Raw genomic sequence first — 10,410 nt, 5'->3', positions numbered from 1 at the left:
TGCCGATCACATCGTCGCGTTGCAGTTGGCCCGCACGCAGCGCGGTCTGGTTGGCTTCGAGCAAGTTGCCTTCGTGATCCAAGACGCCGATGAAGGCAACCGTGTTGTCGATGACTCGCCGCAGATGATTTTCCCGGTCCGCTAACTCCGTTTCGGCTCGGGCACGCTCGATGCGAACACAGACACGATTGGCGATGTCTTGAAGCAAATCCAATTCGTCGCGACGCCACTGATAAGGATCAGATTTTAATGCCGAAACGACAAAGCGAATACGTTGTTTGGTGACGTAAGCCGAATTGCAAAACGCACCAATTTGGAATTTCCGAAAATGACTCGCGATGTTGGGGTCTTGGTCGCGGTACTGTGTATCGCCCAGGTAAAATTGTTGCCCGGCAAGTAGACTTTGTCGCTCCGCCGGAGAATGAAAATTCGTGACCAAGTGCTTCCCCTGTAACGAGGGGTGCAAATCTCGAAGGTATTCATGCACGATATTGGCATACTTTGCTTGCTCGTCAAATTCGACCAACAAACATCGCGAGAGCCCGAGGTACTCGGCCGTCTGCTGCGTCGCCAATTGCATGAGTTCCGAGACCGACGAGAGCGAATTGAGCCGTGATTGCAAATCGGAAAGAAATGCCAGGTTTAGCTCGGCACGTTTGCGATCGGTGATGTCCTGTGCCGCTAAGATTGCCGTCATCGGGACCGGCGGTTGCACCGAATTATCGAACGATACTTGTTTTCGCGCGTTGATCCATCGCACTTCACCACTGGGTAATACGATGCGATGTTCAAGGTCGCAATGGCCATCACCGTCGGATTCCAAACAAGCTTGAACCCGTTGGATGATTTCATCACGGTCCTCGGGATGATAGGTCCTATGAAATTCGTCCCGCGTGATCGTGATCGCTTCGTCGCTGATCCCATACATCGCGGCGGCTTCCGCGGTCAGCGCGACGCTGTTGCTGCGGAAATCGACGCGGCCTAGCCCTAGCTTGGCCACTTCGACACCCACCGCAAGCTCTCGACGTGATTCTCGTAATTCCTGCTCGGTTCGTTTGCGTTCGGTGATGTCCGTCAGCACAACATGGCAACCCCCGATGCTGCCATCAGGATTTTTCTGCGGAACATACGTCACCTCCTTGATCCGTCTTCCTTGGACGCCTGGGAAGTTCAGTTGCAGTTCGTAGGTTTGTTGGAGTCCGTTGAACGCATCGAGCAGATAAGGTTCGATCGTCGCAAAAACTTCAGAACCGATCACCTCGACCACCTTTTTGCCCACGATTTCTTCAATCGGTTGTTGCCAATGCTTAGCGTGGGCGGCATTGGAAAAACAATACCGCATCTCGCGATCGACAAACGCAAAGGCGGGGGGAATTGCATCGGTAATCGTCCGTAGTTGAGCCTCCCGCGTGGCGAGTTGTTCTCGACTGACATGCAGCTCTCGATTGGCCGCCTGCAGTTCCTCGTTCATCGCCTGCAGTTCTTCGTTGGAAGCCCTTAACTCCTCATTGGCCGATTCCATATCCAAGATCGACCGTTGAAGGTCGAGACGGGTCGCTTTGAGTTCTTGCTGTAAATCCGCAATGACGGATTCCATGTCCGCTCGGTCGCTCTGCTTCATGGTTAATAATCTCCCGCCAAAGTTTAGCGAGTCCGTTGCAAAATGTAGAGGTCGACGTCGATCGGTGCTGACGAAATCGTCCAGGTTTTGTTGCTGAATTCGTCATCCATGGGCGGCCGTCCCGGGTGCAAAACATCCCCCCTTGGTCTAAGTCATCGGAACCTCTCTGGGGTTGATGGGAAATCGTTCAGTCTGGTTGGTTCGCGACCAGGCGGGGCCCTGTCTCGCGGTCACTTAGAGTGTATCTCCGTTGGCCCGCCAACTCGATTGGCTTCTGGTTTAGCCGTTGTCGGCATGCAATCTGCATCTCATGTCGATAGTCCTCCAAGCGGGACTTCAATGGAAAAGTCATAACTCAACAAATTGCAACTCGATACAAAGAGAGTGGAGATAGAAATGACCAACAAGAAACTCAGCGGTAAGCGGATCGCGTTTCTCGCCACCGATGGTTTTGAACAAGTAGAGCTGACCCAGCCTTGGCAGTCCATCAAGGACGCTGGCGCCGAAGTCGTTCTGGTTTCGCCTAAAAAGGGCAAGATTCAAGGCATGAACCACGACGAGAAAGCAGACACATTCAAGGTGGACAAGGCCGTCGATTCTGTTTCGGCCGAAGACTTTGACGGACTGGTTCTGCCCGGCGGTGTTGCTAACCCCGATACGCTTCGCATGTGCGAGGACTCGGTCAGTTTCGTCCGCGATTTCTTCAAGCAACACAAGCCGGTCGCCGCGATCTGTCACGGCCCTTGGACGTTGATCGAAGCGGACGTGGTTCGCGGTCGCCGTGTGACATCGTGGCCAAGTCTAAAGACAGACCTCAAAAACGCGGGGGCCAATTGGGTTGACGAAGCATGTGTGTGCGACGAAGGGCTCGTCACCAGTCGTAACCCGGACGATTTGCCCGCTTTCTGTGACAAGGCCATCGAAGAATTTGCCGAAGGCAAGCACGCCGAACAGACGGCATAGCGACGGTGGAATGTGAGTTAACATCGGTAGCGATTCAGTGCGTGCGGCATGAATGATCATGTGGTACGCATCGCTATCGAAATCAAGCTTCGCGAACGATGAATGAGATAGACCCTATGGATAAGCACGAAAAACTAATTGACCTGATTTCTGGCTTTGATCACGCGATGCTGGTAACCCGCGCGGCAAACGGAGCGCTCGGCTCGCGGCCGATGGCTGTAGCACAGCTCGAAGACGACGGCGATCTGTGGTTTGTCACCGATCGCCATTCCGGCAAAATCGCCGATCTGATGCTCGATGACGATGTCGCGGTGACCATGCAAGGATCAAACAAATTTGTTTCATTGTCGGGCAAGGCCCACGCAGTGGATGATCAAGCAAAGATCGACGAGCTATGGAACGAAGCCTGGAAGGTATGGTTTCCCGAGGGCAAATCGAGCCCGTCGCTTGTACTGCTACGAGTCGAGCCGACACGCGGCGAGTACTGGGATAATGCGGGAATGACCGGTTTAAAGTACCTCGTCAAAGCCGGTAAAGCCTACTTGCAAGGCGATCGTCCTGACAAGGATGCGTCGATCAATGCGTCGGTATCGATGTAACCTTCGGCCTTGGTCGAACCGCGGCCGGAGCTGGAAATGACATCTTGGAACGTTTGCTGGAACGCGGTTTGCGTTGATGGAAAAGGTGTCTGTGAATGCTAACGGTTGCTGCGAGTGCAAAGTCTCTTCTGCTCTCGCAGCGGCCGCTCGCATCGAATTGTTTGCCCTTTCACCCCTTTGACGAGTTCTCGATCATGTCTGTTTTACGACTCATTCCCATCACGTTAACGCTATTGTTAGCGTCGCCAACTTTCGCCGACGATGGGTTGTTTGACGATGGTGCAGCAACGGCCCAAGGGGATATTTTAGAGTCGAGCGGCGATTATGCCCGCGGGCTCGGCAAGGGAGCGTTGCTGCGATCGATGTCTGCGGTGCAGTTGCAAAGGGCTCTCGAACTGCGTTTGCAAAATCGAGAAGAAAGTGTCGAGCAGTACTACGAATTGCAAGAGCTGAGAGATCAGTCACAGTCCGATGCAAGGGGCCCGATCGATGATGAAAAGGCACGACGGTTGGCGAAGCAGGCGGCGCCAGATCGCTTGACGGAAAACCAAATCGATCGTCAAACCGGCCAACTCTATTGGCCAAAACCTCTCGATCATGAGGCGCTGAAGCCCTACCGAAAACCAATCGAGGAAACGTTGGCAAAACGGAGTAGCCCCGGACATACCTACCGCCGCATGGATTATTTGAAAGTCCAGCGAATGGTCGACCTGATGCGTGAATCGGTTGAGTCAATCCAAGACAGACTTGACAGCAACGAAGTGGTCGCATTGAAAAACTACCTCGCTCAAATCGCTTACGACGCACGGTTCGATGCCGCGGATGAACGTGTCGACTACTAACAGCGTGGATTTGTAACTCGCCGGCGGAAGTGTCGTCACGATCCCGCTGGGCCGCCATAAAAGACCGCCATAAAAAAGAAACGCGAGAGACATTGATGGATGCTAACACCGATCACGCACCGCTGAATCAAGTGCCGTGTCCTCATTGTGGAAAACACGTCGATGATCGCGCCGTCGCGTGTCCACGATGTGGCGAAAAAATCTATGTCGAACACCCTGCTGATATTACCCCAACGCGGCACTCGCAAGTCGACTTTCCGGGCGAGTCCAATGAGTCGCTGCAGCCCAATCCGCCCGAGACAAAGGATGACCGTCGATGAGTGAGAAGTGTTTGATCGCTGAGTTTAGCAACAGTGAAAAATTTCGAACCGCAATCGAAGTGCTCGAAACGGGCGATTTCACAATGGACGAGGTGTCGATTGTGACACATGCCGCCGACGAGAATTTGGCCGAGCTGCGGCAGGTGACCGAAGTGAACGAGAACGCGTTGTCGTCGGAAAAGACGACGGCGGCGTCCACGCTGGCGGGCGGAACCTTGGGCGCTGCACTGGGCACGATGACCATGATGGGACCGATGTTGGTTGCCGGCCCGATCGTTGGCATGGCCGCCGGTGCGGTGGGCGGCAGTCTGTTGAGTGCCGTCAGTCGCTGGGGCGTTGAGCACGATGTTGCTGCCCAATACGAAACAAAAGTCCGTGAGGGTTCCGTGTTAATCATCGTCACCGGCGACGCGATCCGTGTCGACGAAGCGGCCGCGATGCTGCGAACGGTGCCGCCAACATCGCTCGAGCAATTCGATAAATAACGCAGGCAAAAAATAACGCAGGCAAAAAATCGTAGGCTAAAAAACTAGCACAGCAAAAAAGAATAGCACAGGCCGCTTCGGGCCTGTGCTATTTTGCTTTCGGTGCAGGCTAGCAGCCTGCACTACTACGGGCTAGCCGATTTGCACGTTGCTGGTCAGCGAGATGTCGAACGTGGTGATCCGGTCTCGCAGCTTGCCCCGCGTGATCCCCAGGATCTCGGCCGCTTGGCTTTGGTTGCCGCCGGTCGATTTAAGCACTTCGGTGATCACGTACTTTTCCATGTACTGAGTCGCTTCGGCATAGACATCAGTCGATTTTTCCGCGAGCAACCGTTTGACCAATTGCGGCAATCCCGCCCCGTCAAGCGTTTCATTGGATACCGGGATACCGCCTAGGACGTTGTCCGCGGCTTTGATCCGCGTGATCTCTTTGGGCAGCCCGTCTGGGGTGATCACCGGCATCACTGTATCGAGCACGCAGCGGCGAATTACCGCCCGTAGTTGACGCACGTTGCCGGGCCAATGGTAGCCTTCGAATAAATCGGCCGCCTCGGGGGACAAGCCTTCCAAGTCGGGCTTGTTAAATTCCTTTTTCGCTTGCGCCATAAAGAATTGCACCAGCGCCGGTACATCGCTGAGTCGTTCGCGAAGCGGCGGCAATTCGATCGTGACCCCGTTCAAACGATACAGCAGGTCTTCGCGATAATCGCCGTCCGCGACCATTTGTTCAAGCGGTCGGTTCGTCGCGGCGATAATGCGTACGTCGGTCGTCAATTCCTTGTTGCCACCAACCCGCTCGAACCGCTGTTCCTGCAGCACTCGTAGCACTTTGGCTTGAACCGAAGGAGCCATGTCGCCGATTTCGTCCAAGAATAACGTGCCACCGTTACACTGTTCAAACTTACCGATCCGTCGCGACTCGGCGCCCGTGAACGCCCCCTTTTCATGTCCAAACAATTCGCTTTCAAGCAAGTTGTCGGGAAGGGCCGCACAGTTGACCGCCAAAAAGATTTCATCACTGCGGTGGCTGTACTGGTACAACGCGCGAGCGACCAGTTCTTTGCCCGTTCCACTCTCACCACGAATTAAAATCGGCACGTCTTGCTTGCTGACTTTTCCGATTGCTTTAAAAACACTCAGCATGGCTGGCGATCGGCCAATGAACAACTCGCCTGACTCGCCAGGCGACTTATCGTCCGCGCTGATCGCTACCGGAACGCTGCTGATTTGACGCTGTTCGATTGCCTTTTCGATCAGATCGCGGAGCGGATCGACCGAGAGCGGTTTGCCGATGTAGTCGAACGCGCCGAGTTGCATTGCTTCGATCGCTGTGCTGCTGGCGGCCTCAACCGTCATAAAGACCACGGGGATACGGCGATCAAATTCGCGGATCTCGCAATAGACGGCCAGTCCGTTTTGGTCCGGTAACTGAATGTCAAGCAATACCGTGTCAAATGCACCGGCACGTAATTTATCGAGACCTTCCTTGGCGGTGGCGGCGGTCTCTACATCGGCAATGGTAGAGAGTGCTTTTTCCGTCAGCGCGAGAATGGCGCGGTCGTCATCAATGACCAGGACACTAGGCATGGGCTTTGACCACTTAGACTTAGGAGTAGGTGTGGGCTGCGTATCAGGATTAAGAGTTGCGACGGGGTCATCCATTGGTGATTCCAAGATTCTACATGCTAGTAAGGTTGATTGTCGATCAGTCTGAGTTCAAAACGAACGCAACTGGCGTGCCGGGAATTGACATATTCGCACTCTTAGCGAGAGTCGCACCGCAGAAAAAACTCCGAATGTGGCGATTCGTTCCCCCAAGCAGAGCGGGTTTCGCAGGTGAGAGTGCGGGTTTCGCAGGTGAGAGAGCGAGTTTCGCAGGTGAGAACGAGGAGAGGTCTAGCGGCCAGCGTGGCTGCGACCTGCCCCTTCTTGCTAGCGTCCACTCGACAAGGGCGGTTTGGCAACGACATTGACTTTGCAACGCAACATTGACATTGCAGCGCAACGGGGGGCGTTTATATCGGAACGACGCACGCCTGGGCCGTCCACCATGAACGTTTTTTCGCTACGACGGAGCGGCATTCTCGCTTTTTTCACAACCTAAAACGTCCGTTTAGAAGATGGCACAATTTCAACACGTGCGCCGTGCCGCGTCGAGATTCGAGTGTCCAGGGCGTGGTCGCTGGTCGCTTGTCGTTGGGACTATTCGCGTTGGATTCCGTTCTCGGTCAGCACTAAGTCGCTCGATTGGGTCAATCGCATCTCCGATTCGCCGTCCTTTAGCCACACAGTGGTCGGGAAGCAACGTGTCATTTTGATGATGGTTCGCGGTGGCATCTCGATCTCGTCCTGGCTGTCGTTTGCCTCGCTGATCAATGTTTGCAGTTCAGAGGTTTCATTGCGGATCTGGATTTTGATTGCTTGCGATTTGGGGCGACCGAATAATTGCACGGCGTAATAGGTCACGTCGTCCGTGGTCGCGACGGCAACCCCTGTGTCGGTGACGTATTCCGCCAGCATGTTCTCGCGGTGAGGCGGCGATTCGATCCACCCTTGCACAAAGATATCAATCAAACTTTCGGCGGTGACGTCGCCGGTGTTGGTGCGATAGGCGATGTTTTCGCGGACAACACAGTATTCGTAGCCGGCCGCTTTGGCACGCTGGGCCGGCGTTTGTCCGTCCGCGTTGTGTCCGTACTTGCTCGTTTTCGCCATAAAGTTTGCAAAGTCGGATGCACATTTCATCAAGTTCTCGTCACCGGTCACCGCGTCGAGGTTGTGCTCTTTGCGAAACGTGTTGGTCTGTTTGACAATCGCCCGTTTAACTTGCTGAACCATTGTCTCGTCTGGTACCGGATCCGCGGATTCGGCTGTGGGTGACCCTAGTACACCACACAGCACGAGAAGTAGTAATGGAAGTTGGCGCATTGTGAAAACCTTTTTGCATCGCGAGGAGTCTACGGAAGTGATTGCCATGATGGATGTCGCAATTCCTGCGCCGGGGTGTCGACTCGATCCGCCACGGACTGATGCGTCAAAGTTCCAGCGCGTCAAGGCTCCAGCGCGTCAAGGCTCCTAAGCAGGGCGGTCGCCTGAGACGACGTCATTTGATGCTTGCACAGAACGCCACAGAGCCAAGGTGAGCGATTGCCAGCCATGCGGCTGATTGATGGCGATGCAGCCGCTTGTAGATCAACGCCCGAATCAGACCAAAGCGGGCGTTCTCGAGCCATTTCTTTGCGGTTTCGGGATTCCGTACGTCGTCCCCTGAATTGGTCCACGAAATGCATTCTGAAAATGCAGATCAAAATGTCAGCGAAAAATCCGCTGTCAACAAGCGACTGATTGTGCGGCTCCGCAACGCGAACAAGCTGGCTTGCTTTGCGGAGTGAGCGTTTCTCAATCGGAAGCTTTTTCCATAAACGTTCCCCTTCCCCTTTTTTTCTTTGTTGGAGAAATCCGGATGAAAGCAACACTACGATATGCGATTTTGACGATCGCATTGGCTGCGTTATCGTTTGACGTGGCATCGGCACAGGAAGCTCGCGAACAAGACCGTAACGTCGCTCGCAACCGCGATCGAGCGAACGTGGGTCAGTTAGATGAAAAGACGCAAGGGACCACGATCCGAGTCAGTCAATTGATCGGTTACAACATCCAAAATTCGCAAGGCGAAAGCGTTGGCGAGATCAAAGATATTGTGCTCGATGCAACGACCGGCAAGGTTCGTTATGCCGCCGTCACCTATGGTGGGTTTCTCGGCATGGGCAACAAATTGTTTGCCGTTCCTTTCGAAGCGTTTCGGGTGCAAGTCGATCCCGATGAGCTGGACGATGGCGATGACATCGATTCAGACGACTACGTCCTGATCTTGAATGTCACCCAAGAACAGCTCAAAGGTCAGCAAGGCTTCGATGAAGACAATTGGCCCAATATGGCGGATCGAACTTGGGCTCGCGATCTCGACAAGCGATATAACGTCAATCGTAACGAAGACGCCAAGGATCGCATGTTACGCGAAAACCGCCAGAATCGTGTGAATCGCGAGAACCGCGGAAACCGTGCGACTCGCGAAAATCGCGAAGTCCCCGAAACCGACAACCAATAGCTCGATTGAAACCGGCGATGGTCGCTTCGCAATATCATATCGTCACGAGAGGCACGCTGCCCTCGTGGCGATTTTTTTGAAACTCACGATCTTGCCACCAAATCACTCCACCCCCGTCATACTCTCTGTCAATTTGTTTCAAATCATTTAGGTGAAGGTAATAAAATGAAGAATCCGTTGTTGCTCGCGATGTTGCTTGTCGCCTCGCTTGGTCTGGCCGGCTGTGATGTCGAGCAAGGAGGCACGTCGGGTGCGGTCACTCCGGCAGCGAGCACCCCTGCAGACGTCGACGGTGGCGTCGATGTTGATATTGATGCCACAGACGCACCCCTCGGTGATTCCGCCGCCGATGACCGCATCGAGCGTCGACAAGAACGCCGCGAAAACCTTCGTGACGCGATTGATGATGTGGACGTGAACGTCGGAAACGGCGGAGTGGACGTGAACGTCGACTAACATGGGAACTGGCGGCTTGAAAAATTCTGTCGCTCCAGCTTGGCGGTGCCGCGAGCGTCGCGGTCCGCCATCGGATGACGCACATAAACTGTTTCGCAGGTTGTCCTCATCGCACGCTGTCCTCAACGGCGTGCTAGTGAATGCCCGAGGCGGGAAATAGGAATTGTGAAATCAGACGCAGCGAATTAGGCTGCATCGCCACCGTCAAATGCGAACCGACCAAGTGGTGTACCGATGCGTTTGGATGCTCGTCGATTTCGACCGGGCGGACATACAGATCCATGCTCGCCCAAATCACAAGTCTTCGTACACGCCCTTCAACACTCGCATCACAATTCGCTCGCACCGGATCGCCCATCACCGCGACTTCGGGAATCAAGTTGCCGGTGGCGAGGTGCAACAAATCGGGGACAATGCCCGCCTGCATCACCGGAGCGATCGAAACGAGCGCCGACACGTGATGCGATCGGCTTGCTGCAATCGCCCGACGGGCCACCCAGTCGCCAAAGCTGTGCGTGACAAGTGCAATCGAACCACTCGAACTCTGCGATTGCAATTCGCTCGATAGTCGAGCAACGCTCTTCTCCAAATTGCGAAAGATCATTCGATCCGACCACAGTTGTACGTTGTCGCAAGACTGTTGTAGCGACAATTTCAGCGGCCATAGAAAGACAGCAGGCTCGCAGAAACCAGGGATCAGTAGCACCTTCTCGATGTCGCCTCGAGAATCCGCCGGATGGATCGATGCAAAGGAAGTCGAATCATGGGACATAAGCAACAACGAAGCAGAGTCGTGGTGACGGTTGGCGAGCTCCGCCTAATGTACCGGTAACAAACGGATTCGTCGAGCATCCTCGCTAACCCTTTGGTTTTAGCCCATGCCAAGTCAGGATGACACAAGTGGATCCGTCGCCCTCTTTCCCTCTCCCTCTCGTTGCCCGCTGTGATATCGAAACCGTTCCGCGGATTCGGCACACTCTTTGCTTATAGGCCTTCGCCACTCCCGCGTCGCTGGG

Annotated in this window: 11 protein-coding genes; 7 read left to right on the top strand and 4 right to left on the bottom strand. The window is 54.5% G+C overall.

Going from position 1 to position 10,410, the window contains the following annotated elements; translation table 11 throughout:
- On the bottom strand, positions 1-1,621 hold a 1,621-nt coding region (locus ABX962_RS03055), incomplete at its 3' end, for a PAS domain-containing protein (protein WP_372716501.1).
- A 396-nt stretch (positions 1,622-2,017) separates the two neighbouring features.
- Between ABX962_RS03055 and ABX962_RS03050 the strand changes: the two genes are divergently transcribed.
- The 5 genes from ABX962_RS03050 to ABX962_RS03030 all read left to right on the top strand — a co-directional run bounded on the left by ABX962_RS03050 (position 2,018) and on the right by ABX962_RS03030 (position 4,830).
- Positions 2,018-2,584: a type 1 glutamine amidotransferase domain-containing protein gene (locus ABX962_RS03050; RefSeq protein ID WP_372716499.1), complete on the top strand. Its 567-nt coding sequence runs from the start codon at positions 2,018-2,020 to the stop codon at positions 2,582-2,584.
- A 116-nt stretch (positions 2,585-2,700) separates the two neighbouring features.
- Positions 2,701-3,183, top strand: coding sequence for a pyridoxamine 5'-phosphate oxidase family protein (locus tag ABX962_RS03045; RefSeq protein ID WP_372716497.1), 483 nt, complete (start codon positions 2,701-2,703; stop codon positions 3,181-3,183).
- A 194-nt stretch (positions 3,184-3,377) separates the two neighbouring features.
- Positions 3,378-4,025, top strand: a complete 648-nt coding sequence (locus ABX962_RS03040) for a hypothetical protein (protein WP_372716495.1) — start codon at positions 3,378-3,380, stop codon at positions 4,023-4,025.
- A 95-nt stretch (positions 4,026-4,120) separates the two neighbouring features.
- Complete coding sequence (locus tag ABX962_RS03035; RefSeq protein WP_372716493.1) at positions 4,121-4,345, top strand: zinc ribbon domain-containing protein; 225 nt, start codon at positions 4,121-4,123, stop codon at positions 4,343-4,345.
- On the top strand, positions 4,342-4,830 hold the full coding sequence (locus ABX962_RS03030) for a DUF1269 domain-containing protein (protein ID WP_372716491.1): 489 nt from the start codon (positions 4,342-4,344) through the stop codon (positions 4,828-4,830). Before ABX962_RS03035 ends, ABX962_RS03030 begins: the two co-directional genes overlap by 4 nt.
- Positions 4,831-4,962: 132 nt before the next feature.
- Here ABX962_RS03030 and ABX962_RS03025 read toward each other — a convergent pair whose 3' ends face one another.
- Both ABX962_RS03025 and ABX962_RS03020 read right to left on the bottom strand, forming a co-directional pair.
- Positions 4,963-6,417, bottom strand: coding sequence for a sigma-54-dependent transcriptional regulator (locus ABX962_RS03025; RefSeq protein WP_372716489.1), 1,455 nt, complete (start codon positions 6,415-6,417; stop codon positions 4,963-4,965).
- Between the two features lie 615 nt (positions 6,418-7,032).
- Positions 7,033-7,758 (bottom strand): CAP domain-containing protein, encoded by a 726-nt coding sequence (locus ABX962_RS03020; RefSeq protein WP_372716487.1) that lies wholly within the window; start codon positions 7,756-7,758, stop codon positions 7,033-7,035.
- Between the two features lie 535 nt (positions 7,759-8,293).
- Here ABX962_RS03020 and ABX962_RS03015 point away from each other — a divergent pair.
- Together ABX962_RS03015 and ABX962_RS03010 are read left to right on the top strand one after the other, a co-directional pair.
- A complete protein-coding gene (locus tag ABX962_RS03015) occupies positions 8,294-8,938 on the top strand; it encodes a PRC-barrel domain-containing protein (RefSeq protein ID WP_372716485.1) in 645 nt (214 codons plus the stop codon).
- A gap of 165 nt (positions 8,939-9,103) precedes the next feature.
- Positions 9,104-9,394: a hypothetical protein gene (locus ABX962_RS03010; protein WP_372716484.1), complete on the top strand. Its 291-nt coding sequence runs from the start codon at positions 9,104-9,106 to the stop codon at positions 9,392-9,394.
- Between the two features lie 133 nt (positions 9,395-9,527).
- Here ABX962_RS03010 and ABX962_RS03005 read toward each other — a convergent pair whose 3' ends face one another.
- Positions 9,528-10,166: a hypothetical protein gene (locus tag ABX962_RS03005; RefSeq protein WP_372716482.1), complete on the bottom strand. Its 639-nt coding sequence runs from the start codon at positions 10,164-10,166 to the stop codon at positions 9,528-9,530.
- Positions 10,167-10,410: the final 244 nt, after the last annotated feature.

The organism is Novipirellula sp. (genome assembly GCF_041583735.1).
GTDB lineage: Bacteria > Planctomycetota > Planctomycetia > Pirellulales > Pirellulaceae > Novipirellula.
The sequence above is the reverse complement of the archived record's forward strand: the minus strand, read 5'-3'. Positions and strand labels throughout refer to the sequence as shown.

Excerpts from the sequence above, each read along its gene's own strand:
- ABX962_RS03020 (WP_372716487.1), bottom strand. The coding sequence starts at position 7,758 with ATGCGCCAACTTCCATTACTACTTCTCGTGCTGTGTGGTGTACTAGGG.
- ABX962_RS03040 (WP_372716495.1), top strand. The coding sequence starts at position 3,378 with ATGTCTGTTTTACGACTCATTCCCATCACGTTAACGCTATTGTTAGCG.
- ABX962_RS03005 (WP_372716482.1), bottom strand. The coding sequence starts at position 10,166 with ATGTCCCATGATTCGACTTCCTTTGCATCGATCCATCCGGCGGATTCT.
- ABX962_RS03035 (WP_372716493.1), top strand. The coding sequence starts at position 4,121 with ATGGATGCTAACACCGATCACGCACCGCTGAATCAAGTGCCGTGTCCT.
- ABX962_RS03010 (WP_372716484.1), top strand. The coding sequence starts at position 9,104 with ATGAAGAATCCGTTGTTGCTCGCGATGTTGCTTGTCGCCTCGCTTGGT.
- ABX962_RS03045 (WP_372716497.1), top strand. The coding sequence starts at position 2,701 with ATGGATAAGCACGAAAAACTAATTGACCTGATTTCTGGCTTTGATCAC.
- ABX962_RS03015 (WP_372716485.1), top strand. The coding sequence starts at position 8,294 with ATGAAAGCAACACTACGATATGCGATTTTGACGATCGCATTGGCTGCG.
- ABX962_RS03025 (WP_372716489.1), bottom strand. The coding sequence starts at position 6,417 with ATGCCTAGTGTCCTGGTCATTGATGACGACCGCGCCATTCTCGCGCTG.
- ABX962_RS03050 (WP_372716499.1), top strand. The coding sequence starts at position 2,018 with ATGACCAACAAGAAACTCAGCGGTAAGCGGATCGCGTTTCTCGCCACC.
- ABX962_RS03030 (WP_372716491.1), top strand. The coding sequence starts at position 4,342 with ATGAGTGAGAAGTGTTTGATCGCTGAGTTTAGCAACAGTGAAAAATTT.